Source organism: Jeotgalibacillus sp. 10bf12, from assembly GCF_055597105.1.
The window spans coordinates 860,471-884,024 of the sequence record NZ_CP200276.1 but is presented as its reverse complement, the minus strand read 5'-3'; the positions used below and the strand labels follow the sequence as shown (position 1 = coordinate 884,024).

Genomic DNA, 23,554 nt, shown 5'->3' with positions numbered 1-23,554 from the left:
GCCAAAATGCTTAGATGCTGTCGTTTTGTGTCTCTGTATACATTTCTTTCTTATATGGCATACCGATTCTGAGGACGCCGCGCGTTTCAATTGCACCGATTCCGTTATCATCTGCCAGTGTGTGCGGAAGGAGATCTTCGACTGTAAACATTGAATGAATCGACATATAACTGATGATGCTTGCCGCGTAGGCGGGGTCAAGTGCATGAATATTGACACGCAGAGGTGAGCTCGCAACGTTGGCACCGGCGTAGATCATGGATTCAAAGTGAGACTGACAGGCCCCTGCAAAAATCACCAGCTGATCAAGGTAAGGGACAATTTTACGGGCATTCTTTACTGCATTTACGAATGAAGAAGAGTGCCTGTAAGCCTTCAGGTCACTTTTTTTGCCCTGTGCCGGCAAATAGGCGTCGTGTCCCGTTAACACAAGAATTTGCGGCTGATAGCGGATAATCAGCTCTTGAATACGATCCGCCATTTCTTTTTCCGGACAATGAACGCCAATATGAGGCACGTTGGCATCTTTGTAAATTTTCAGGCACTTCTTTAAATAACGCTCATCACCATCAAGGTGCAGCACGCGACCAGGCAAATGAAATGAAAGAGCATCCGTTTTTCTCTCTTTTTCTGCAGCTGACTTTGCCCTGTTCTCTTTCATTTCTTTCATTTGCCGGTCTGCTTTTGCAAGACGTTCCTCGTCAAGTAGCTCGAGATCCTCAACCGGTGCATCCGCAACGAGTCTGATATCTCTTCCATATAGAATGGCATACTGACCGTCCTCACGCTCCTCAACAGCAGCCACAACAAAAACCACGTCACAATGATACGATTTCCGTCCAACCAGCTGACTGATCCAATCCACCGGCATTCACCCTCCTATCCGGCCCATGCAGTTACTATATGCATCCGCATTTGCAGGGGTGAATGACGCAAAATAAAAACTCCGGCACACAGCCGGAGTTTACCCTTATGAAAAATATGGATACAATGCATTCGCAAGCGTTGCAAATTCAGGAATTGAAAGGCTCTCTCCACGTCTTAAAGGCTCAATACCAGCCTGTTCAAGCGCGTTAAGAATGTCCTCTTTCTTTGCTTTCCCATCAGGCAGCTGGCTTGTCAGGTTGTTTAGAATCGTCTTTCTCCGCTGCGCAAATGAGGAACGTGTTACCGTGAAGAAGAAATCTTCATTTGTTACTTCAACCGGCGGCCGATCACGCTTGATTAGTTTAATGACAGCTGAATCTACATTCGGCTGAGGAATAAAGACGGTTTTCGGTACAATCATGACCGTTGAGGCTTCCGTGTAATATTGAATCGCAATTGAAAGAGACCCGTAATTTTTCGTTCCGGGCTTAGCTGCAATACGATCTGCTACTTCTTTTTGAAGCATGACAACAAGGCCTTTAATCGGCAGGTCTTCCATTAACAGCTTCAGAATAATCGGTGTCGTGACGTAGTAAGGAAGGTTTGCAACGACCATCACATCTTCAATGTCAGCAAATTCTTCTGTCATTACCTGCTGCACATCTGCTTTCAGCACGTCCTTGTGAAGGATCTTGATATTATCGTATGGTGATAGCGTATCATCTAAAATTGGCAGCAGTCGCTGATCAATTTCAAATGCGACAACTTTCTTAGAAGCGCGTGCCAGGTGCTCAGTCAACGCACCGATACCGGGACCGATTTCAATTGCGCCATGCTCTTTTGTAAGACCTGCATGACCAACGATGTTCTGAAGAATGTTCGGATCGATCAGAAAGTTCTGTCCAAGACTTTTCTTAAATGAGAAGCCGTACTTTTGCATGATTTCCTTTGTACGGACGGGTGTGGCAATATCTTTATTCATTATTTCCCTCCTGTAAAATGCGCTTTAGCGCCTCGGCAAAATCTTCTTTGGTAATTTCAAACATCATCAGACGGTTGTATAGCTGCTTGCCATTTACATAACCAATTTTAAGTTCAGCACCAAGCTTTTCTCTTCTGGCTTTTGCCTTCGGTCCGCCAATGAGTCCCGCTGTTACCAGATCTTCTTTTGTAATCAGCTCAACAGGTTCCTGTGACATGAGATGGGCATCCTTGAGTGCCTGACGGATAATATCAGGCGAGGCATGCTCAACGCCAAGCCCGCGTCCTTTTTTACGCAGCGCGTCCTGCTTTTCGATAAAAGCATGCTTACAGCCTGGTACGGCCTCCTGGACGATCTGTCTGATCCGCTGCCCCGGATAATCAGGATCCGTTAAAATGATGACGCCTCTCTTTTCCTGGGCGTGACGTATTTTCTCCAATGTCTTTTGTGAAACAGCAGAGCCGTTTGTTTCGATTGTGTCAGCATCGACTGCACGCTTTATTGCTGTCGTATCGTCTCTGCCTTCTACAACGATAATTTCTTTAAGTTTCATTGCATCCTCCGAAATCGTTTCTGTGCTTCATTATAGCCGAAAATGCTTTTGAACGCACAAAAAACAGAGAGAATACTCCCTCTGTTTTTTCGTATAGTCTGTTACGGCATAACCGTTACTTTCACTGTTCTGTTACCCCACGCAAGTGCTGAAGCACGGTCAGCGATAAAGATATCAATCTTGTTTCCTTTTATCGCTCCGCCTGTATCTCCGGCAATTGCATAACCATAGCCTTCAACATATACGCGCGATCCAAGCGGTATAACAGATGGATCTACAGCGATGACTTTCATACCAGGATTTGCTTTCAGGTTAATCCCTGTAGCTGTAATACCTGAGCAGCCTGCACAAGATGCTGTGTATGCTGTTGAAGTCATTGTCATTTCACGGCCCGATGGCTCAGATGATGAAGCTGTCTGAGCTGGCTGTGATGATGCCTCAGTTGAAGCACTTGAATTTGAAGCCGTTGAATTTGAAGATGGAGCCGCTGACGCTGTTGATACTGCTGCTTTTTTCGTTGTTTCACGTGGAACGCTGGCAACAACTGGCTTCTTTGTGCCAACGGCAACGACTTTATTTTTGCTTTCTTTGACAGTCTTTTCTTCTTTCAGATCACGGGATACTTCTTTTCCGTTTTCTTTTACAACTTCGTATGTTTTTTCAATCAGACCTTCTTCGCCTTCCTGAACAACCTTTTCAGAACCCTCGGCTAATGTATTGTCATCTTTTTGTTCCACACTGAAGTCCTTCGTCTCTTCCACCACATCGGTGACCTTATCAACGTGGACGATCTTCACAGTAGCGCCCTCCGTCAACATAGTGTCTTCAGATGGTTCTACGCGATCATCTTGATCCAGCTTAATCTCATGCTGTTTTAAAAAGTCAGCGACGGTGATCGAAGTCGACCAAACCTCTTCTTTGTCAGTCCCATTTACAAGCGTCCATGCGAAAGCTTTTTCTAGTGAAAGTGTCATATCTTCCTCAATGCTTTCATCCAGTGAATGCGACAGCTTGTCTACGTCACTTACTTCTAACTGTTCTTTACGCAGGAACTCTCCTACGGTTTGTGCATTTGTCATGATTTCCTGCGTCTCTCCGCCTAAATCAAATGACACCTGTTTCGCCGCTCTATAGCGTACGGTCATATCGTGGTAGATCTCCGTATCGCCTGAGGGGTATAAATAGTCCTCTGAGTGAATATCCATTTCTAGCTCTGCAAATATATCTTCAACAGTGGCAGCGTTTGTGCGCACCAATTGCTCTTCACCATTTAAGGAAAGGGCTACCGTCTTCTTCATACCTTCCTGAAAAAGGAAACCTACAACTAAAACAAATACAGTTAAAGTTACTAAAGAATAGACCCAGTTCCTCTTACTCATAGACTTTGGAAACAGGTTTTTCATGTTTTTATCTGATTGCATGAAAAACTCCTCCTTTACTCCGAGTGATTATAAAGACTATTTGAACAGATTGTCAACCTCCGAATTTGAGACATTTTCCCTGCGCAGGGGAGATATGTCCCAATTATGCAGACCGTTTTTCAGTCTGAAAAGGATTTTTGATCGACAACTGAACGTTGGTATGACGCAAAAGATGTCGCACAAACGTGCTCAATTTTACCTAAAGCTTAAAATCATTTATTTCAGCTGATAAATTTTTTTTGCGTTTTCTGTCGTACGCTTTCCAACTTCTTCGTAGGAAATGCCTTTTAATTCAGCAATTTGTTCTGCGACGAGCTTCACATATGCCGGTTCATTCCGCTTCCCGCGATTCGGGTGCGGTGCTAAGAAAGGTGCGTCCGTTTCGATCAGCAGATGTTCAAGACCGATCTCTTCAGCCACTTCTTTCGGCTTTTTCGCATTTTTAAATGTAACGGGTCCGCCAAGTGAGATCATGAAGTTCAGATCTATACACTGCCTGGCAATTTCAACACTCCCGCTGTAGCAGTGCATAATGCCCCCTACTTCTTCAGCGTTTTCTTCCCTCAGGATATCTACAACATCCTGTGTCGCCTCACGGTTGTGAATCACGATTGGAAGCTTTACTTTTTTAGCTAAATGAATCTGCTTTTTAAATACCTCTTTCTGAATATCATGCGGGGATTTATCCCAGTGATAATCCAGACCCGTTTCTCCAATCGCTACGACCTTCGGGTGAGCAGCGAGTTCTTCAATCCACTCGAGATCCTCGTCAGTCATATCAATCGCATCTACCGGGTGCCAACCAATTGCGGCATAAATGAAATCATGCTTCTCAGCAAGCTCCATCGCCTTCTTGATTGTTTTACGGTCAAAACCGACAACCGTCATAAATTCAACATCATTTTCCTTTGCGCGCTGTATCACTTCATCAAGATCATCTTCAAACTGATCTGCATTTAAGTGAACGTGTGTATCGAATAACATTGTATCCTCTCCTTCACAGCAAATTTAGTGTATTAAAAATCCATATGTCATACATCACAGTTGTGTAACAATCTATTAACAAATTAACAATCCGGTTAAAATACACATCGTTAAATAGTTATGCATATTAAAATGAATAGTATTGATTTAAAAGTAATTTAATTACCAAAAACCCTTTACTAAGGACTTTAATTATCTGAATTTTTATACCAATATAGCTTTTATCAATAACCGTCTATTTATTGGAAAATTCAATCCAATGACAGATAAAACACAAAATGATGACGAGTTTCTTCTATTGTTATAGTTCGTTACACAGGTGTAATATTTAAGACACATTAGAAACATAAGAACCAGATACTTCAACTTATAAAGATTCGATTTTCTCAGATTTATTAAAATCCATTCTTGTCTCTGCATAGCTGATGGTTCCCGCTGCAGGGAACGACTCCTGTGGCGGGAAGGGACGTGGAAAACAGAGCATGGTAAACCCGCTGGCTCACCGCCCGACCGTGAAGCCCTTAAAGCTTAAATCATCAGCCAATTTTATTAAGACAAAACAAAAAGAAGAGAGGAACAAATCCTCCCCCCTTCATTCATTCAATTATTTAACACGTGCCCCATTGTCCAGGTTTTCTGCTACATGTGCAAGTGATAGGACTCCATCCTTCTCACCTGCAAGAATCATCCCTTCAGACAATTCTCCACGAAGCTTAACCGGTTTGAGGTTTGTCACACAGACAACTTTTTTCCCGATCAGCTCATCCGGCTTATAGAATTTCGCAATGCCTGACACAACCTGACGCTTTTCAAAGCCGAGATCCAGCTGAAGTTTTAACAGCTTATCCGTTTTCTTTACAGGCTCACATGCTGTTACAGTTGCAACGCGAAGGTCCACTTTCATGAAGTCTTCAAACGTAATTTCCTCTTCAAGCTCAACCGGCTCTTCTACAGGAGCAGGCGCCGTTCCAGCCATTTTCTCCTTAATATAAGCAGCTTCTTCTGTTACATCAAGACGCGGGAAGATCGGCTCCCCTTTTGCAACAACTTTTGTGCCGGCAGGAATTGTGCCAAAACTTTTGAGCGTTTCCCATTTCAGATGTGTTTCATCAAGCTGAAGCTGCGACAGAATGCGTTTTGGCGTTTCAGTCATAAACGGCTGAAGTAATACAGCCACACGGCGTAGTGTTTCAGCTAAATGGTTCATCACATGACCAAGCTCTTCCTTTTTCGCTTCATCTTTTGCAAGTACCCATGGCTGTGTTTCATCTATATACTTGTTTGCACGACTGATCAGCTGCCAGACAGTCGCAAGCGCAACGGAAAATTCCATATTTTCCATTGATTCCTGGAATTTTTCAACCATTTCTTCATTTAACTGAAGTAATTCTTTATCAAAAGGACCTGCTGAGCCCTGATAGACAGGAATTTCACCGTCAAAGTATTTATTAATCATCGCAACTGTCCGGTTCAACAGGTTACCAAGGTCATTGGCAAGGTCAAAATTCACTCGCTCAACGAATCCTTCAGGCGTGAAAATACCATCAGAACCGAATGGTACTTCACGAAGCAGGTAATAACGAAGCGCATCCAGACCGTAGCGATCAATTAGTGTAACTGGATCAACAACATTACCTTTTGACTTCGACATTTTTCCATCCTTCATTAATAACCAGCCGTGGGCAAATACCTGCTTAGGCAGTGGCAGGTCAAGCGCCATCAGCATAATCGGCCAGTAAATTGTATGGAAGCGGACAATTTCTTTACTCATCAGGTGAACATCTGCCGGCCAGAATTGACGGAAACGCTCATCGTTTTCTGAACCGTAGCCGAGTGCCGTAATATAGTTAGACAGTGCATCAATCCATACATACACGACGTGCTTCGGATCACCTGGTACTTTTACGCCCCAGTCGAATGTCGTTCTTGAAACAGCCAGATCTTCAAGGCCCGGCTTAATAAAGTTATTCAGCATTTCATTTTTACGCGATTCCGGCTGTATAAATGCAGGATTCTCCTCATAATACTTCACGAGACGATCTGCGTATTTACTCATACGGAAGAAATAAGATTCCTCACGTACCTTTTCAACAGGGTGGCCGCTATCCGGGCTCTTACCACCAACCACATTTCCTTCACTGTCGAGCTCTTTATCCTCAAGCTGCGTCTCAGTATAAAAGGTTTCATCCGGGATCGAATACCAGCCTTCGTATTCACCAAGATAGATATCCCCCTGGTCATGCAACTGTTTAAAAATCTTTTCGACAACAGTTTTATGGCGCTCTTCTGTTGTGCGAATGAAATCATCATAAGAGATGTCCATCTTCTTCCACAGATCCTGAATGCCTTCCACGATCTCATCAACATAAGCCTGCGGAGAGATGCCCTGCTCTTTTGCTTTTTCCTGGATTTTCTGACCATGCTCGTCCGTCCCAGTCAGGTACATGACATCAAATCCTAAAAGACGCTTGTAACGTGCCATTGCGTCCCCTGCTACTGTTGTATATGCATGCCCAATATGCAGTTTGCCGCTTGGGTAGTAAATTGGTGTAGTAATATAAAACGTATTATTCGGCTGACTCACTGTTTATCCTCCTTCGATCAGCATCAGAAATACAGTTCTGACGCGTTTTCATATGTAAAAAAATATACCCGAAATAGGAAGTGAATGCAACCGCCACAGGGTCTACAGTAAATACTCCCCATTTTTGTCGAATGAGTATGTCGTTTTTGTCGAAACACGAACTAACTCGAATTCGAAACAATTTTATTTACACTTACAGTTATTACATGTTATAGTGAAAATTGTAGAAGGTAATATTTTCAATCACTTGTAGGTGCTGATATGAAAGGCTTTCGTAATATTTCATTATGGGCACATTTGGGAGAAAATATGTATTGACTGATTTGGGAAACGTTGGTATGATATAAAAACAGAGAGAAAAATGTCGAAACTTGACGAATTATAAGAGAGAAAATACAAATACACCTTTGAGAGGGGATTTTTAATCATGAAATCAACTGGAATTGTACGTAAAGTAGACGAATTAGGTCGAGTGGTGATTCCAATCGAACTTCGCCGTACACTTGGAATCGCAGAAAAAGACGCACTGGAAATTTATGTGGATGACGAGAAAATCATCCTAAAAAAGTATAAGCCAAGCATGACTTGCCAGATTACTGGTGAAGTTTCAGATGACAACCTGAAGCTTGCAGGCGGAAAGCTTGTCCTTAGCCGCGAAGGCGCTGAAATGCTAATCAAGGAAATCCAAAGCAACCTACAAGGTGCTTAATTCATAAGAATTTTTCACTGCTCCCTTAGTGGAGCAGTTTTTTTATTGTTTGAGTGTCTCGTGCGAGGGTCGATTAATTAAAAAGGTGATCGAATGTATTCAATTGGTGATGCAATAATCAAAAAGATGGATGAATTAAACACCCGCTGCAGGCAACAGTTCGAATAAATTAAAAAGATGGATGAATACATACAAAAGGTGATACATATATCTCCAAAGCACAATGAAATCAAGACCCTTTGTCCCAGATCTTCCCCGCCAATTAAAAAAAGACCACCTTCACAGTGATCTCAAATCTAATGATCTACATGATAATCCTGATAAACGTCCCGCTTCGGAAGTCCCCGGTCTTTTGCAGTCTCTTTAATCGCTGCTTTTGAGGTCATGGATTTTTGCTCGATATAATGTTCAACATGCTGAGTCAATGACAATTCAGACCACCAGATCTCCTCATCCTGCTGCCATTCATCACGGCTCGCCCCTTCAATAACCAGACAGAATTCACCGCGCAGCTCCGTTTCTTCGGCCCATTCCAGACATTCGCCAATCGTGCCGCGAATAAATTCCTCGAACTTTTTCGTCAGCTCGCGTGAAACAGACATCTGACGTTCTTCACCAAGCGCGTCCTGCATTTCCTTCAGCGTTTCCTTCAGTCTGTGTGGAGATTCATACAGGATAAATGTCGCAGGGATTGTCGAAAGAAATGCCAGCTCTTCCCGCTTCTCTTTTTTCTGACGGGGTAAAAAGCCGTAGTAATAAAACGGCTGAGGCTTCAGTCCGGATGCAATTAATGCCGTCACGGCTGCATTGGCTCCAGGTAGCGGAACGACATTTATGCCTTCTTCCACACACTGCTTCACAAGCTCATAGCCCGGATCTGAAATACAGGGTGTTCCTGCATCTGTCACCAGTGCAATCTGTTTCCCATCATGAAGGTCTGCGAGCAGCTTCCGACCGCTGTCTTCTTTATTATGATCATGATAACTGACAAGCTTTGTCTCAATCTCAAAATGACGGCACAGGTTTTTTGTATTACGCGTATCCTCTGCTGCGATCAGATCAGCCTCTTTTAATATATTTACTGCTCTGAACGTCATATCCTCTAAATTTCCGATTGGTGTTGGCACGAGATAGAGCCTGCCCTCACTCGCATGCTGAAAACTTTTCTGTGTGTGCATTCTCTTCACCTCTTTCTTTTAAATACAGATCCTTCTGCGTTCTGGATTTCTTTTTAAACCAGTACTCAGCCTGCATGGCCTCCCGTTTCGTACAAAATGATTCGTGATGAATCATTTCGACAGGGCGTCTTGTTCTCGTATATTTAGAAGCAGTACCTCCATTATGCTGAGTGAGGCGCCGCTCGAGGTTAATTGTGTACCCGCCATAGTAGGAACCGTCTTTACACTTCAGTACGTAGAAGAAATGGTTAGCCTCTGCTTCCATATAAAATCTCCTTCATCTCATCTGTGTATTCATTATTATCCTTATAAACGATGAGCGGTGGCAGAATTTTCACATCAGGTTTACCGTCTTTGGCTGCCTCTACTAAAATCGTATTGGCTTCTTTACCCTCTTTTGGATAAACAAACTGGATTCTTTTCGGTTCAAGACGATACTGTCTCATCAGTGTAATCAGATCAAGCAGTCTGCCGGGCCGGTGAACAAATGCTGCTTTGCCGCCCTGCTTCAAGAGGCCGCTGCTGACACGTATTGTATCTTCGAGCGTGCACATGATTTCATGGCGCGCAATTGTTAAATGTTCATTTTCATTCAGCTCATCTTGACCCGGTGTTGTAAAATAAGGCGGATTGCATGTGACAACATCATGCCTGGCATAACCGAGCTTTGGTGAAACTGTATTTAAATCCTCACAAATCATCTCAATCTGCTGCGAAAGTTCATTGTGTTTAATGCTTCTATCCGCCATATCTGCAAGTCTGTTTTGGATTTCAACACCTGTGATAGAGCCGTTTGTTCTTGTACTTAAAATGAGCGGGATCACACCATTTCCTGAACAGAGATCAATCAGACTTCCTTTTCTGATTGGCACCTGGACAAAGCGCGCGAGCAGGACAGCATCGAGCGAAAAGGAAAAGACTGATGGACTTTGGATAATTCTTAATTCTTCAGCCAGAAGGTAATCCAGCCGCTCATCACCAATTAATTGCATGTTGTGATCCTCTTTTCTATTGGCTTTATTAAAGTGGGTTGATGCATTCGATTGATGAAGAAGTGCACTCGATCGGGTGTTCACCTACTTCGATCCGCTGGATACCGTATTCGATGGCTGTTTTACCTACCTCGATTGTCTGGATACAGCACTCAATGGCCGCGCCACCTACCTCGATCCCGCGCATACAGCATTCAATGGCATCCCCATATCACCCACAGATTTTACACAAAAAAAGCCCGGCAGGACGTCCGCCTGTTTTTCAACAGACGGCGTAATGCCAGCCTTTATTTTTTCGTTAAAAATGAAAGACAGAACAGGCAGTCTTCATCCTTGCGCGGGCTTCCAAAGTGAATGTTACAAATGTGGAAGCCCTCATGATAAAGACGGGCAAGGTTATCATATCCTTCACCAATATCTGTGCTTGGACCTGCAGCTTTGCCGGCATCAGCCTTGCCTTCGGGTGCTGCTGTATCATTCCCGAGCTGTTCAAGTCTTCTGCGCAGATGTTCATTTTCGATCTGCAGCGAATGATTCTCTTCCATCATGTCAGCCAGATGATGCTTCAGTTCGCCAAGCTGCTGGTATAACTGACCAATCTGCTGCTCCATATTGGATACTGAATCAAAGAACTCCTTCTTATCCACGAACTCCACCCCGTTACTCTGTGGCTTGAATTGACGCAATATCGTGATTCATAATTTCTTCAAGCGTATACTCTAGCGTACGGTCCTGTTCTTTCATTTCGATCTGCAGGACACGCTCAAGCATGTTCAGTCCGACTACTTTCCCTTTACCTTCAGGCGTCTGAACGAATGCACCAAGGTCAGGCATTTCTTCTTTTGCCTGCTCATACTCGTCGTTTTCGTATTTCAGGCAGCACATTAAGCGTCCGCACAGGCCTGAAATTTTCGCCGGGTTAAGTGAAAGGTTTTGATCCTTTGCCATTTTAATCGACACAGGCTCAAAATCGCCGAGAAAAGTTGAACAGCAGAGCATACGCCCGCAAGGTCCAATACCACCAAGCATTTTCGCTTCATCACGAACACCGATCTGTCTCAGTTCAATCCTTGTTCTGAAAACAGACGCCAGGTCTTTGACCAGATTTCTGAAATCGACCCGTCCGTCCGCTGTAAAATAAAAAATAACTTTATTGCGGTCAAATGTATATTCAACATCAACAAGCTTCATATCTAAATCGTGCTCACTGATTTTTTCTGAGCATACCTTGTAGGCATGAGCAGCTTCTTCCTTGTTTTCCTGTACAGAAAGGCGATCTTTCTGTTCAGCAATCCGGACGATCTTTTTCAGTGGCAGCACAACGTCATTCTTGTCCACCTTCTTGACTTCAGTGACAACTTTACCGTATTCCACACCGCGGACCGTCTCGACTATCACGTATTCATCTACGTTTAGTGAAAGCTGGTTCGGGTCGAAATAATATATTTTGCCCGCTTTATTAAAACGGACCCCTACTACTTCATACAAGTGCAGATCCCCCCTGCAATTTAAGCATCAACTGTTCCATTAACAGCTGTGTATTCATATTTCTCTGTAGCTGTGTTTTCGCCTCAAGTATGACTGTCAGCTGGTGAGTAAGCTGATTTGCTGACGTCTGGAGTGCATCTGTACGAAACGTGTCCAGCCAATCCGGATACGACAGGTGATCGAGCTTGTCCGTTTGGATATAAAGGAGATCCTTATATATAAGAAGAAACAAATCGAGTGATTGGTCAATTTGCGATTTCTCTTTAAAATGCGGAAGATAGTCACTTTGAACCCTGATCATGGCTTCAAAGGGATCATCCTTTAGCACTTCGTATAATTTTAACATGATTTTTCTGGCTTGTACAAACCACTCATCATCACTCAGCTCAATTGCCTCATCAACCTGGTTCGTTAATTTTGATACAAGTGAGGCCATTGTTGGGTGGACATCCTCTGCGATCAGCTTTTCTTTAAACAAAACAGGTGTCAACGGACGAAAAGATACGTGCTGACACCTGGAAAGTATAGTCGGGAGCATCTGGTGAATCTGCTCAGTCAATAAAATCGCTGTCGTGGATGGATGCGGTTCTTCTAAAAACTTTAGTAAAGAGTTCGCAGCCTGAACCGTCATCTTATCAGCACCGCTGATGATATATGCTTTTTTCATTGATTCCATACCTGTTTTACTGAACTCTTCCTGTAATAACCTTACCTGCTCTTTTTTAATCGACTGTCCGTCCGGCTCAATCACGTGAACGTCAGGATGGTTACCCTGGTCGATTCTCCGGCACTGTTCACAGGAATGGCAGGGTTCACCTTGATGTGGCTGTCTGCAAAAAAGTCCTTTAGCAAGAAATAATGCCATCGCTTTCTTTCCTGTACCGCGACCGCCTTCGAACAGATAGGCATGCGCGACGCGGTCTTTCTGCAGGCTATTTTGCAGCGTTTTCATTGCGACCGGCTGCTGTGATGCCAGGTCCTGGTGCATATCGGTCATACGATCTCCCTTTTCTGCGTGTATATACGAATGAGCTTTGCTGCTCGCTTAAAATTGGTGAAACTGCTCAATTGGCAGTACAAAAACCGTGGCTCCGCCAACTTCAACTTCTACAGGATAAGGAATGTAAGAATCCGCATTCCCGCCCATTGGTGAGACAGGGGCTACCATCTGTTCTCTTGAACGACAGCTGTCATTGATGACCTCTAATACTTTATCAACACGCGCATCCTCTGTTCCGACCATAAATGTCGTATTTCCGGACTTTAAGAATCCTCCGGTACTCGCAAGCTTTGTAGCACGGAAATTATTTTTCATTAATGCCGTGGATAAACGATTCGAATCCTGATCCTGCACAATTGCGACAACAAGTTTCATCCATTCCACCCTCTTCCTTTTAAATAGGTTCTGCCTTTATTATACCAATAATACGTTTATTTTACGAAATCATTCCGGAAAGCTTTGTTTTGGTTTTATTAGAGTTGGCTGGTGGTTTCCGCTTCAGGGGGACGCTTTCCGCGGCCGGACGGTGAGTCCGCAGGCTTCGCCATGGCCTCACACGTCCCTTCCTGCGAGCCGCCCCCTTACGCTTCAACCATCAGCTGTGCAGGTACAAAAATGAGCTTTATCAATGCTGGTTTTTCAAGATATCGGAAAGTATTCTAACAGCCTCTGCTGTCACATCTTCAAGGGACGCTGATGCATCAATCCGTCTCATTCTTTCAGGAAAACGCTTCTGTAAGATCTGATAGCCTTCATAAACTTTTTGATGAAAGGCCATTCCTTCAAGATCCAGCCGGTTTACTTCACGGCCTGCATTCTGCTCAATCCGCTTCAGACCTTCTTCAGGCGAAATATCAAAGTACAGGGTGCAGTCAGGCATCATCGTGCCAATTGCAAACTGATTAATACTCCAAACTTCATCAATCCCAAGACCTCTCGCATATCCCTGATAGGCAAGTGAACTGTCAATGAAACGGTCACACAGCACCACTTTTCCTGCATCAAGCGCAGGCTTCACTTTTTCAGCTAAATGCTGTCTGCGGGCTGCAGCGTACAAGAGCGCTTCTGTCCGGCTGTCCATTTCAGTATGGGACGGATCTAAAATCACTTCCCTGATCTTCTCTGCAATTTTAATCCCGCCAGGCTCGCGCGTCAGTAAAACGTCATAGCCAAGCGATTCCAGCTCTTTCTTTATTTCAACAGAAGCCGTCGTTTTTCCTGCTCCTTCTGGTCCTTCTAACGTAATAAATAAACCTTTATTCATTTAGATCCTCCTGCACAACCTTCATTTTTCCTTCTATTAAATATGAGCCGCCCTGAAAACGCATATTCGTTTTCACTAGACGATTCAACTCATAACATTTTTCAGCAGTCAGCCGTTCACCTGTAATCACAAACGGTATGCCCGGCGGATACGGTGTAATCGTCTCAGCAGCTACCCTTCCTGATCCGTTTTCAATGGGGATCACTGAATATGGTAGCTGATCAGCATCATGTACAGCTAATGTCGTAATCACTTTTTTGACGTGTGCAGATGGGGGGATATTTGTCCACTCTGCAGTTTCAGCAACCTCATTGAGTGACTTCACTATATGATCCCACTGCAAGTGATTTCCTTTTTTCAAAAGCGGAAGGATCCATAACACCTGCAGCGGATCTGCAAGCTCTGCATAAATCCCTCGTTCTTCACATGCAGTCTGTAAATCATATCCGCTCAAGCCATCCATTCTGACGATCAGCTTCAGCGGATCTTCCGGCTCAATGACGTTCAACCGCGGTATTTCCTGCAGTCTGCGCACTAAATGATTACGCTCACTTTCAAAAAAGGCCGCATCCTCACTCAAATAAGTTGCGGCATAGTACCGCGCGTCATCAAGTGATGCCATAATCGGGTAGGACGGACTGCTGGACTGAAGCATCCCGAGCAGCTGTTCAATTTTCTGATAACGTTTAAAGCTATTTCCGATATGTAAAAAGGAACCCATCGTCAGTGCCGGCAGCGTTTTATGAGCGGATTGCACAACAACATCAGCCCCCATTTGAAGTGATGAAACAGGAAAGCCCGGCAGTGAAAAATGAGCCCCGTGTGCTTCATCGACAAGTACGGAAAGCCCTGACCTCTTTGCGATCTCAATAACCGTTTCAATCTGACCTGTATGCCCGTAGTAGGATGGATACGTCAATAAGACAGCTTTCGCATCAGGAAACTTTTTAATCGCTTCTTCAAGCAAGTCGGGTGAAAGGCCTGACGGTGTCATAGACTCAGGGTGCACCTCAGGCGTTAAAAACACCGGCTTCACACGTGCCAGCCGGCATGCATGCACCACAGATTTATGTGCATTTCCAGCAATCAGTAAATGACTCTCCGGCTCACAGATGCCCATCACCATCGCAAGGTTCCCCGTTGTCGAACCATTCACAAGAAAGTAGCTTTTCAAAGCCCCGGCATGCTGAGCCAATAAATCCTGTGCTTCTGCAATTGGTCCCTCCGGTGCATGCAGATCATCAAGCCCTGAAATCTCTGTCTGATCCCATCCGCCAAAATGACCTGCAACCTCACCAATCATGCCATTCTTATGCCCCGGTACATGAAATGACACGGGCTTCTGGTTCATATGCTTTTGCAGCGCCTCAACAAGCGGTCTTTCTTTTTGATCCATAACGTTCTCCTTTAATAAAATCATTTCTTTATTGTATCATGATTTATTTTAATGCCGTGCCAATTGCACACAAAAAAGCCTGCATGGAAGGCAGGCTTTCAGGTACCAATTATTCTTTTAAAAGATGAATCCACCTGTCATATCCATGATCTTCAGGCTTCAGCTGGATCAGTGACTGCTCACACCAGACACAAATAAACTTCGAAGACAGGCGGATCGCCCGGTTGTATCGTCTTCCACACGCACGGCAATGTCTCATGCACTTTCCTCCACTTCGCAGCAAGTCATACCACTCAGTATAGACACTGCGGATAAAAAGTAATCTCTCTATCCTATTCTTTTTATCCCTGAACGTGAAGAAAACTCCTCAACAAACTTTTCAGAGCCTCGTAGATCGCCGCTCATCCTCAAGCTTCGGTTCAAATGGCGCTTCTTCAGGCTCCCTTACTTCACTATAAACAGTCAAACCTTTCCGCTTCCGGTTCCCATCAGACACCATACCGACTGACACAATAACAGTTAGAATCAAAAGAATGACCATCCACCACATTCTTTTCTCCTCCCTGCTTATTTGAAATGAAAAACCAGTTGTCTTGCGGTCGTTATCCATCAACCTCATGCTGAAATATATAACACTTTCTATACTTTCATTATACCCGCTTTTTACGATTTTACCCAATACGCTGAGCCGTCCTGGTTCCGATCCATGAACCCGTACTCGATAAAATAACGGCGAATCGTGACAAAATCAGCATATACCTGCTTAATCACATCATTTACCTCACGCTCCGTATATTGCTGTCCTGTACTAAACTTTTTCAATAAATACTGAAGCACCACAATCTTTTTCTTTTCCTTACTCGGAAACTGACTCAGTGTTCCATCCTCTTTAAAATACGTCTTCAAAACCTTTTCCTGCTCTTCAGCAGTAATCGCATAACGCTCATCCACCATCGTCGCCCCCCTGTGTATCTGAACCAGACTCTCCGGTCCCGTCTCCTCTTTCAACAGCTGCATCAGCGCCAAAAATACACGTGCCTGCTTCTCTTTTTCCTTAAACTTAAACCGGTGATTTCGAATTGTCGAGGGACTCCCATCAATCTGCTTAGCCGCCTCTTTATCAGACATCCCCTGCTTAAAATACGATAACAATTCCTTTTGATGATCCGATAAACCCGTATACTTCTTATCCATATTTATTAAATACACAAACATCGACTCGTGCTCCGCCTGCACATGAAGCTCCGCAGCCCGGTAAGCCTCAAATAACCGATCGCCAACCTTAAAAATCTCGCCCTCTTCAAAGCGCTCACCACAAATCAAACAGCAATAAGCCCCCTCAGAGCGTTTCACACCATTAGCCAGCTCCTCAACTGAAGCCTCCCACAACAGCTCACTCAAAATAAACACCCCTTATAAAATTTTATTATTTAATAGACATATTATATTATTGTTTATAATTAATCAAACATTTTTTTGTTTTGTTTGATTTTTTAAGTGGTGTGTAAGTTGATACGTTTTCAGTACAGTGGCTGACCGATTGATTGAATCACGTTTAATGTTGAAGGAATTGCTGGTGGTGGAGATGGAAATATGAGTATAAACGAATGAATTCAGCATAGTATTACGTCTGTTGAAGGGATGATTTTAGTATTGAGAGAATCAAGTCGGATATTGAAGGAATTGAACGCAGAATTGAGGGAATCACTTTCAGATTGAAGGAATTCGCGTCTCCCACATTATGAGGGGGTCTTGTGTTGGCTTTGGATGCCCTTGGGATCCTGTTATTTTGCCTTTGATGCCTTTAGAATCCTGTCCTTTAAAGGCATTTTACCGCACAAAAAAAGCCTTCCCACTCAGGGGAAGACTCAGATTGCCTAGCGACGTCCTACTCTCACAGGGGGAAACCCCCAACTACCATCGGCGCTGAAGAGCTTAACTTCCGTGTTCGGCATGGGAACGGGTGTGACCTCTTCGCTTTCATCACTAGACTGATAAAGGCTCGCGCCTTCAAAACTGGATACGTTCATCAAAGTAAGGGATTTTCCGAGAATCAACCTATTTGGTTAAGTCCTCGATCGATTAGTATTCGTCAGCTGCACATGTCACCATGCTTCCACCTCGAACCTATCTACCTGATCATCTTTCAGGGATCTTACCACTTGCGTGTGGGAAATCTCATCTTGAGGGGGGCTTCATGCTTAGATGCTTTCAGCACTTATCCCGTCCGCACATAGCTACCCAGCGATGCCATTGGCATGACAACTGGTACACCAGCGGTGCGTCCATCCCGGTCCTCTCGTACTAAGGACAGCTCCTCTCAAATTTCCTGCGCCCACGACGGATAGGGACCGAACTGTCTCACGACGTTCTGAACCCAGCTCGCGTACCGCTTTAATGGGCGAACAGCCCAACCCTTGGGACCGACTACAGCCCCAGGATGCGATGAGCCGACATCGAGGTGCCAAACCTCCCCGTCGATGTGGACTCTTGGGGGAGATAAGCCTGTTATCCCGGGGGTAGCTTTTATCCGTTGAGCGATGGCCCTTCCATGCGGAACCACCGGATCACTAAGCCGTCTTTCGACCCTGCTCGACTTGTAGGTCTCGCAGTCAAGCTCCCTTATGCCTTTACACTCTTCGAATGATTTCCAACCATTCTGAGGGAACCTTTGGGCGCCTCCGTTACTCTTTAGGAGGCGACCGCCCCAGTCAAACTGCCTGCCTGACACTGTCTCCCGGCCCGATAAGGGCCGCGGGTTAGAAGTTCAACACAGCGGGGTAGTATCCCACCAATGCCTCCACCGAAGCTGGCGCTCCGGTTTCTAAGGCTCCTACCTATCCTGTACAAGCTGTGCCAAAATTCAATATCAGGCTGCAGTAAAGCTCCACGGGGTCTTTCCGTCCTGTCGCGGGTAACCTGCATCTTCACAGGTACTATAATTTCACCGAGTCTCTCGTTGAGACAGTGCCCAGATCGTTGCACCTTTCGTGCGGGTCGGAACTTACCCGACAAAATTTCGCTACCTTAGGACCGTTATAGTTACGGCCGCCGTTTACTGGGGCTTCAATTCGCACCTTCGCTTGCGCTAAGCACTCCTCTTAACCTTCCAGCACCGGGCAGGTGTCAGCCCCTATACTTCACCTTACGGTTTCGCAGAGACCTGTGTTTTTGCTAAACAGTCGCCTGGGCCTATTCACTGCGGCTCTCTCGGGCTTGCACCCTAATAGAGCACCCCTTCTCCCGAAGTTACGGGGTCATTTTGCCGAGTTCCTTAACGAGAGTTCACTCGCTCACCTTAGGATTCTCTCCTCGCCTACCTGTGTCGGTTTGCGGTACGGGCACCTTGCATCTCGCTAGAGGCTTTTCTTGGCAGTGTGGAATCAAAGACTTCGGTACTATTTTCCCTCGTCATCACAGCTCAGCTTACACGGAAACGGGATTTACCTCATTTCCTGCCTAACTGCTTAAACACGCGCAACCAACGGCGTGCTCTCCTATCCTCCTGCGTCCCCATTACTCAAACGATGTGTTGGTGGTACAGGAATATCAACCTGTTGTCCATCGCCTACGCCTATCGGCCTCGGCTTAGGTCCCGACTAACCCTGAGCGGACGAGCCTTCCTCAGGAAACCTTAGGCATTCGGTGGAAGAGATTCTCACTCTTCTTTCGCTACTCATACCGGCATTCTCACTTCTAAGTACTCCACCAGTCCTTCCGGTCTGACTTCACAGCGCTTAGAACGCTCTCCTACCACGAATCTCATAGAGATTCATCCACAGCTTCGGTGAATCGTTTAGCCCCGGTACATTTTCGGCGCAGGGTCACTCGACCAGTGAGCTATTACGCACTCTTTAAATGATGGCTGCTTCTAAGCCAACATCCTGGTTGTCTAAGCAACCCCACATCCTTTTCCACTTAACGATTACTTGGGGACCTTAGCTGGTGGTCTGGGCTGTTTCCCTTTCGACTACGGATCTTATCACTCGCAGTCTGACTCCCATGGATAAGTCTTTGGCATTCGGAGTTTGTCTGAATTCGGTAACCCGTTGGGGGCCCTAGTCCAAACAGTGCTCTACCTCCAAGACTCTTACTACATGAGGCTAGCCCTAAAGCTATTTCGGAGAGAACCAGCTATCTCCAGGTTCGATTGGAATTTCTCCGCTACCCACACCTCATCCCCGCACTTTTCAACGTGCGTGGGTTCGGGCCTCCAATGAGTGTTACCTCATCTTCACCCTGGACATGGGTAGATCACCTGGTTTCGGGTCTACAACCTGATACTATGTCGCCCTATTCAGACTCGCTTTCGCTGCGGCTCCGCTTTCGCTTAACCTTGCATCAAATCGTAACTCGCCGGTTCATTCTACAAAAGGCACGCCATCACCCGTTAACGGGCTCTGACTACTTGTAGGCACACGGTTTCAGGATCTATTTCACTCCCCTTCCGGGGTGCTTTTCACCTTTCCCTCACGGTACTGGTTCACTATCGGTCACTAGGGAGTATTTAGCCTTGGGAGATGGTCCTCCCGGATTCCGACGGAATTTCACGTGTTCCGCCGTACTCAGGATCCACTCTGGGAGAGAAACAGCTTTCGACTACAGGATTGTTACCTTCTGTGATGGGCCTTTCCAGACCGCTTCGTCTAACTGCTTCCTTTGTAACTCCGTATAGAGTGTCCTACAACCCCGAAAGGCAAGCCTTTCGGTTTGGGCTGATCCCGTTTCGCTCGCCGCTACTCAGGGAATCGCATTTGCTTTCTCTTCCTCCAGGTACTTAGATGTTTCAGTTCCCTGGGTCTGCCTTCAACCGCCTATGTATTCAGCGGAAGATCATATCCCATTACGGATAAGGGGTTCCCCCATTCGGAAATCTCCGGATCACAGCTTACTTACAGCTCCCCGAAGCATATCGGTGTTCGTACCGTCCTTCATCGGCTCCTAGTGCCAAGGCATCCACCGTGCGCCCTTATTAACTTAACCTAGTTAAAAAGGTACTTCTTAATTAGTTTTCATATAGAAAACCCTAAGATGGCGATTCTCGGTTATCTTTCTTACTTTGATGTCGTTATCCAGTTTTCAAGGAACGAGCTGTTTTCTTCTCATACATCTCTTATATAGAAGAGACAAGAAGAAAATCAGTGTTTTGAAGGTTTGACCCTTCAAAACTAAACAACCAAAACGTCAACCTGTGTTTGCGATCTGACCCGAAGAGTCAGTCACATTTTCCTTAGAAAGGAGGTGATCCAGCCGCACCTTCCGATACGGCTACCTTGTTACGACTTCACCCCAATCATCTGTCCCACCTTAGGCGGCTGGCTCCAAAAAGGTTACCTCACCGACTTCGGGTGTTACAAACTCTCGTGGTGTGACGGGCGGTGTGTACAAGGCCCGGGAACGTATTCACCGCGGCATGCTGATCCGCGATTACTAGCGATTCCAGCTTCATGTAGGCGAGTTGCAGCCTACAATCCGAACTGAGAACGATTTTATGGGATTGGCTAAACCTCGCGGTCTCGCAGCCTTTGTATCGTCCATTGTAGCACGTGTGTAGCCCAGGTCATAAGGGGCATGATGATTTGACGTCATCCCCACCTTCCTCCGGTTTGTCACCGGCAGTCACCTTAGAGTGCCCAACTGAATGCTGGCAACTAAGATCAAGGGTTGCGCTCGTTGCGGGACTTAACCCAACATCTCACGACACGAGCTGACGACAACCATGCACCACCTGTCACCGTTGTCCCCGAAGGGAAAACACTGTCTCCAGTGTGGTCACCGGGATGTCAAGACCTGGTAAGGTTCTTCGCGTTGCTTCGAATTAAACCACATGCTCCACCGCTTGTGCGGGCCCCGTCAATTCCTTTGAGTTTCAGCCTTGCGGCCGTACTCCCCAGGCGGAGTGCTTAATGCGTTAGTTGCAGCACTGAGGGGCGGAAACCCCCCAACACTTAGCACTCATCGTTTACGGCGTGGACTACCAGGGTATCTAATCCTGTTTGCTCCCCACGCTTTCGCGCCTCAGTGTCAGTTACAGGCCAGAAAGTCGCCTTCGCCACTGGTGTTCCTCCACATATCTACGCATTTCACCGCTACACGTGGAATTCCACTTTCCTCTCCTGCACTCAAGTTCCCCAGTTTCCAATGACCCTCCCCGGTTGAGCCGGGGGCTTTCACATCAGACTTTTGGAACCACCTGCGCGCGCTTTACGCCCAATAATTCCGGACAACGCTTGCCACCTACGTATTACCGCGGCTGCTGGCACGTAGTTAGCCGTGGCTTTCTGGTCAGGTACCGTCAAGGTACCATCAGTTACTATGGTACTTGTTCTTCCCTGACAACAGAGCTTTACGATCCGAAAACCTTCTTCACTCACGCGGCGTTGCTCCGTCAGACTTTCGTCCATTGCGGAAGATTCCCTACTGCTGCCTCCGTAGGAGTCTGGGCCGTGTCTCAGTCCCAGTGTGGCCGATCACCCTCTCAGGTCGGCTACGCATCGTTGCCTTGGTGAGCCGTTACCTCACCAACTAGCTAATGCGCCGCGGGCCCATCCTTAAGTGACAGCCGAAGCCGCCTTTCATAAAAGAACCAGGAGGTTCTTTCAATTATCCGGTATTAGCCCCGGTTTCCCGGAGTTATCCCAGTCTTAAGGGCAGGTTGCCCACGTGTTACTCACCCGTCCGCCGCTAACATCAGAGGAGCAAGCTCCTCATCTGTCCGCTCGACTTGCATGTATTAGGCACGCCGCCAGCGTTCGTCCTGAGCCAGGATCAAACTCTCCGTAAAGTGTTTGAAAAGCTCATTGTCTTTTTTGTTCGAAAAAGACTTAAAATCTTAAAACGTTGACGTTTGGTTGTTTAGTTTTCAAGGTTCAAATGTTTCTTCTCAGCATCCTTCTTTATAAGGAAGGAATGCGGCGTTGCTCTCTCAAGCGACCAATCTATCATAACATCTTACAGCGTTTTAAGTCAATCACTTTTTTAAAAAAGTTTTTCGCTGTATTTTGTTGTGTGATTTGATTGTGTGCTGCGTTGTTGAAGCAACGAGGAATAATATACCACGATTATTTAATTGAATGCAACCCTTTTGATAAAAAGAATTTAATTTCTTTTTAAATCAATATTTTCAGCATCAAAATAAATGGTGAATTTCCGCTTTTCTTCTATATGACATACAAAGGTTCCGCAAAAGGAAACCCTCTCTTTTGCGGAACCTGACTAAGTTCTTGTAAAAATATAAACAAGCGCAGCAGTCCCGGGCAGTCCGAGCACACCAGCAATCCCGGTCGTGAGGGGATTCATCGGTACATATAATCCGTATTCCTGACCGAAACGATTAATCAGAAATAACAAACCGAGCCCCACCACCCATTTTGTTGCGATCCGCCACAGCCATTTTAAAAAAGGAACGGTCCCTACCGCCATAATTAAAATGACGGTCGTGAGCGTCCCCAGCACCCACAGCCAGATCATGTACACTCCTCCCTTTTTGGAAGTTAGAAAGTTGTCCAGCTTCAAGCGCCAGCCCCTCGAGTCATAAGCCACTCTGAGTAAACGGGATAGGTCACCCGTTTCTCTCAGCGCGTCTTATGCTTATCGGGGCTGATCGGGCGCCTTACGCTTTTCGTGTTGTCCAGCTTCAGGCGCCAGCCCCTCGAGTCATAAGCCACTCTGAGTAAACGGGATAGGTCACCCGTTTCTCTCAGCGCGTCTTATGCTTATCGGGGCTGATCGGGCGCCTTACGCTTTTCGTGTTGTCCAGCTTCAGGCGCCAGCCCCTCGAGTCATAAGCCACTCTGAGTAAACGGGATAGGTCACCCGTTTCTCTCAGCGCGTCTTATGCTTATCGGGGCTGATCGGGCGCCTTACGCTTTTCGTGTTATACATATCTTATGTGGGCATCATTTACTTTATGACAATTTTTCTATGGCGGGCTTCTTTAAATAGATAAAAGTAGCGCGCTTCAGCCATTTTTTCCTCGGCAAGCATCTGCGGGCTTCTTTCAAAGCTCAGATCTGACAGGTTTTTTTGCTGCTGCCATTCTTCTCTGGCTTGTTGCATCAGTTGAACGAGCCGGTCGTCATACTCTTTTTTCAGCTTTCCTTTTTTGCGAAACAGCATGGCGCAAGCTCCTTTGAA

The 23,554-nt window shown here is 45.7% G+C and carries 22 protein-coding genes and 3 rRNA genes; 1 reads left to right on the top strand and 24 read right to left on the bottom strand.

Translation table 11 applies throughout. From position 1 onward, the window contains the following. Window positions 1-10: 10 nt before the first annotated feature. From yabG to metG, 6 genes are all read right to left on the bottom strand, one after another. Window positions 11-871, bottom strand: a complete 861-nt coding sequence (yabG, locus tag DH10bf12_RS04195) for a sporulation peptidase YabG (RefSeq protein WP_471737336.1) — start codon at window positions 869-871, stop codon at window positions 11-13. 99 nt (window positions 872-970) lie between these two features. Further along, window positions 971-1,849 (bottom strand): 16S rRNA (adenine(1518)-N(6)/adenine(1519)-N(6))-dimethyltransferase RsmA, encoded by an 879-nt coding sequence (gene rsmA, locus DH10bf12_RS04190; protein ID WP_471737335.1) that lies wholly within the window; start codon window positions 1,847-1,849, stop codon window positions 971-973. Beyond that, window positions 1,842-2,402, bottom strand: coding sequence for a ribonuclease M5 (rnmV, locus tag DH10bf12_RS04185; RefSeq protein WP_471737334.1), 561 nt, complete (start codon window positions 2,400-2,402; stop codon window positions 1,842-1,844). Before rnmV ends, rsmA begins: the two co-directional genes overlap by 8 nt. A gap of 101 nt (window positions 2,403-2,503) precedes the next feature. After that, complete coding sequence (locus DH10bf12_RS04180; protein ID WP_471737333.1) at window positions 2,504-3,823, bottom strand: ubiquitin-like domain-containing protein; 1,320 nt, start codon at window positions 3,821-3,823, stop codon at window positions 2,504-2,506. A 216-nt stretch (window positions 3,824-4,039) separates the two neighbouring features. Beyond that, a complete protein-coding gene (locus DH10bf12_RS04175; protein WP_471737332.1) occupies window positions 4,040-4,807 on the bottom strand; it encodes a TatD family hydrolase in 768 nt (255 codons plus the stop codon). Window positions 4,808-5,411: 604 nt separating this feature from the next. Next, window positions 5,412-7,391 (bottom strand): methionine--tRNA ligase, encoded by a 1,980-nt coding sequence (metG, locus tag DH10bf12_RS04170; RefSeq protein ID WP_471737331.1) that lies wholly within the window; start codon window positions 7,389-7,391, stop codon window positions 5,412-5,414. A 427-nt stretch (window positions 7,392-7,818) separates the two neighbouring features. On the opposite strand from metG, the gene DH10bf12_RS04165 reads away from it, so the two are divergent. Then, window positions 7,819-8,100, top strand: coding sequence for an AbrB/MazE/SpoVT family DNA-binding domain-containing protein (locus tag DH10bf12_RS04165; RefSeq protein ID WP_039806138.1), 282 nt, complete (start codon window positions 7,819-7,821; stop codon window positions 8,098-8,100). Between the two features lie 296 nt (window positions 8,101-8,396). On the opposite strand, the gene rsmI is transcribed toward DH10bf12_RS04165, so the two are convergent. From rsmI to DH10bf12_RS04075, 18 genes are all read right to left on the bottom strand, one after another. Next, window positions 8,397-9,278 (bottom strand): 16S rRNA (cytidine(1402)-2'-O)-methyltransferase, encoded by an 882-nt coding sequence (gene rsmI, locus DH10bf12_RS04160; RefSeq protein WP_471737330.1) that lies wholly within the window; start codon window positions 9,276-9,278, stop codon window positions 8,397-8,399. After that, window positions 9,244-9,543, bottom strand: coding sequence for a GIY-YIG nuclease family protein (locus tag DH10bf12_RS04155; RefSeq protein ID WP_471737329.1), 300 nt, complete (start codon window positions 9,541-9,543; stop codon window positions 9,244-9,246). The genes rsmI and DH10bf12_RS04155 overlap by 35 nt, the downstream gene beginning before the upstream one ends. Beyond that, entirely contained in the window at window positions 9,527-10,270 is a 744-nt protein-coding gene (locus DH10bf12_RS04150; RefSeq protein ID WP_471737328.1) for a tRNA1(Val) (adenine(37)-N6)-methyltransferase, read from the bottom strand. The genes DH10bf12_RS04155 and DH10bf12_RS04150 overlap by 17 nt, the downstream gene beginning before the upstream one ends. 28 nt (window positions 10,271-10,298) lie before the next feature. Next, entirely contained in the window at window positions 10,299-10,457 is a 159-nt protein-coding gene (locus DH10bf12_RS04145) for a hypothetical protein (RefSeq protein WP_471737327.1), read from the bottom strand. Between the two features lie 100 nt (window positions 10,458-10,557). Beyond that, window positions 10,558-10,917 carry a DNA replication initiation control protein YabA gene (yabA, locus tag DH10bf12_RS04140; protein WP_471737326.1) on the bottom strand — a complete coding sequence of 120 codons (360 nt, stop codon included), beginning with the start codon at window positions 10,915-10,917 and terminating at the stop codon, window positions 10,558-10,560. A gap of 13 nt (window positions 10,918-10,930) precedes the next feature. Beyond that, the gene (locus DH10bf12_RS04135; protein WP_471737325.1) at window positions 10,931-11,758 is read right to left on the bottom strand and encodes a PSP1 domain-containing protein; all 828 of its coding nucleotides are present in this window, start codon (window positions 11,756-11,758) and stop codon (window positions 10,931-10,933) included. Beyond that, window positions 11,751-12,755 carry a DNA polymerase III subunit delta' gene (gene holB, locus DH10bf12_RS04130; RefSeq protein ID WP_471737324.1) on the bottom strand — a complete coding sequence of 335 codons (1,005 nt, stop codon included), beginning with the start codon at window positions 12,753-12,755 and terminating at the stop codon, window positions 11,751-11,753. The genes DH10bf12_RS04135 and holB overlap by 8 nt, the downstream gene beginning before the upstream one ends. Before the next feature lie 48 nt (window positions 12,756-12,803). After that, window positions 12,804-13,133 (bottom strand): cyclic-di-AMP receptor, encoded by a 330-nt coding sequence (locus tag DH10bf12_RS04125; protein WP_039806128.1) that lies wholly within the window; start codon window positions 13,131-13,133, stop codon window positions 12,804-12,806. Window positions 13,134-13,383: 250 nt separating this feature from the next. Next, a complete protein-coding gene (gene tmk / locus DH10bf12_RS04120) occupies window positions 13,384-14,022 on the bottom strand; it encodes a dTMP kinase (RefSeq protein ID WP_471737323.1) in 639 nt (212 codons plus the stop codon). After that, window positions 14,015-15,418, bottom strand: coding sequence for an aminotransferase class I/II-fold pyridoxal phosphate-dependent enzyme (locus DH10bf12_RS04115; RefSeq protein WP_471737322.1), 1,404 nt, complete (start codon window positions 15,416-15,418; stop codon window positions 14,015-14,017). The genes tmk and DH10bf12_RS04115 overlap by 8 nt, the downstream gene beginning before the upstream one ends. A 109-nt stretch (window positions 15,419-15,527) precedes the next feature. Further along, complete coding sequence (locus tag DH10bf12_RS04110; protein WP_162182126.1) at window positions 15,528-15,677, bottom strand: sigma factor G inhibitor Gin; 150 nt, start codon at window positions 15,675-15,677, stop codon at window positions 15,528-15,530. Window positions 15,678-15,797: 120 nt separating this feature from the next. Then, entirely contained in the window at window positions 15,798-15,968 is a 171-nt protein-coding gene (locus DH10bf12_RS04105; RefSeq protein ID WP_471737321.1) for a hypothetical protein, read from the bottom strand. A gap of 113 nt (window positions 15,969-16,081) precedes the next feature. Beyond that, entirely contained in the window at window positions 16,082-16,822 is a 741-nt protein-coding gene (locus DH10bf12_RS04100) for a DUF2087 domain-containing protein (protein ID WP_471738186.1), read from the bottom strand. A 471-nt stretch (window positions 16,823-17,293) separates the two neighbouring features. Then, window positions 17,294-17,409 (bottom strand): 5S ribosomal RNA (rrf, locus tag DH10bf12_RS04095). A gap of 71 nt (window positions 17,410-17,480) precedes the next feature. Then, window positions 17,481-20,401: ribosomal RNA gene (locus DH10bf12_RS04090) — 23S ribosomal RNA — on the bottom strand. A gap of 251 nt (window positions 20,402-20,652) precedes the next feature. Continuing rightward, window positions 20,653-22,202: ribosomal RNA gene (locus DH10bf12_RS04085) — 16S ribosomal RNA — on the bottom strand. Together the 16S, 23S and 5S rRNA genes form the textbook arrangement of a ribosomal RNA operon. 431 nt (window positions 22,203-22,633) lie before the next feature. After that, a complete protein-coding gene (locus DH10bf12_RS04080; protein WP_471737320.1) occupies window positions 22,634-22,888 on the bottom strand; it encodes a pro-sigmaK processing inhibitor BofA family protein in 255 nt (84 codons plus the stop codon). A 432-nt stretch (window positions 22,889-23,320) separates the two neighbouring features. Continuing rightward, entirely contained in the window at window positions 23,321-23,536 is a 216-nt protein-coding gene (locus tag DH10bf12_RS04075; protein WP_471737319.1) for a YaaL family protein, read from the bottom strand. Window positions 23,537-23,554: the final 18 nt, after the last annotated feature.

Coding starts and splice junctions, on each gene's coding strand:
- yabG (WP_471737336.1), bottom strand. CDS start 871: ATGCCGGTGGATTGGATCAGTCAGCTGGTTGGACGGAAATCGTATCAT.
- rsmA (WP_471737335.1), bottom strand. CDS start 1,849: ATGAATAAAGATATTGCCACACCCGTCCGTACAAAGGAAATCATGCAA.
- rnmV (WP_471737334.1), bottom strand. CDS start 2,402: ATGAAACTTAAAGAAATTATCGTTGTAGAAGGCAGAGACGATACGACA.
- DH10bf12_RS04180 (WP_471737333.1), bottom strand. CDS start 3,823: ATGCAATCAGATAAAAACATGAAAAACCTGTTTCCAAAGTCTATGAGT.
- DH10bf12_RS04175 (WP_471737332.1), bottom strand. CDS start 4,807: ATGTTATTCGATACACACGTTCACTTAAATGCAGATCAGTTTGAAGAT.
- DH10bf12_RS04165 (WP_039806138.1), top strand. CDS start 7,819: ATGAAATCAACTGGAATTGTACGTAAAGTAGACGAATTAGGTCGAGTG.
- rsmI (WP_471737330.1), bottom strand. CDS start 9,278: ATGCACACACAGAAAAGTTTTCAGCATGCGAGTGAGGGCAGGCTCTAT.
- DH10bf12_RS04155 (WP_471737329.1), bottom strand. CDS start 9,543: ATGGAAGCAGAGGCTAACCATTTCTTCTACGTACTGAAGTGTAAAGAC.
- DH10bf12_RS04150 (WP_471737328.1), bottom strand. CDS start 10,270: ATGCAATTAATTGGTGATGAGCGGCTGGATTACCTTCTGGCTGAAGAA.
- DH10bf12_RS04145 (WP_471737327.1), bottom strand. CDS start 10,457: ATGCGCGGGATCGAGGTAGGTGGCGCGGCCATTGAGTGCTGTATCCAG.
- holB (WP_471737324.1), bottom strand. CDS start 12,755: ATGACCGATATGCACCAGGACCTGGCATCACAGCAGCCGGTCGCAATG.
- DH10bf12_RS04125 (WP_039806128.1), bottom strand. CDS start 13,133: ATGAAACTTGTTGTCGCAATTGTGCAGGATCAGGATTCGAATCGTTTA.
- tmk (WP_471737323.1), bottom strand. CDS start 14,022: ATGAATAAAGGTTTATTTATTACGTTAGAAGGACCAGAAGGAGCAGGA.
- DH10bf12_RS04115 (WP_471737322.1), bottom strand. CDS start 15,418: ATGGATCAAAAAGAAAGACCGCTTGTTGAGGCGCTGCAAAAGCATATG.
- DH10bf12_RS04110 (WP_162182126.1), bottom strand. CDS start 15,677: ATGAGACATTGCCGTGCGTGTGGAAGACGATACAACCGGGCGATCCGC.
- DH10bf12_RS04105 (WP_471737321.1), bottom strand. CDS start 15,968: ATGTGGTGGATGGTCATTCTTTTGATTCTAACTGTTATTGTGTCAGTC.
- DH10bf12_RS04080 (WP_471737320.1), bottom strand. CDS start 22,888: ATGATCTGGCTGTGGGTGCTGGGGACGCTCACGACCGTCATTTTAATT.
- DH10bf12_RS04075 (WP_471737319.1), bottom strand. CDS start 23,536: ATGCTGTTTCGCAAAAAAGGAAAGCTGAAAAAAGAGTATGACGACCGG.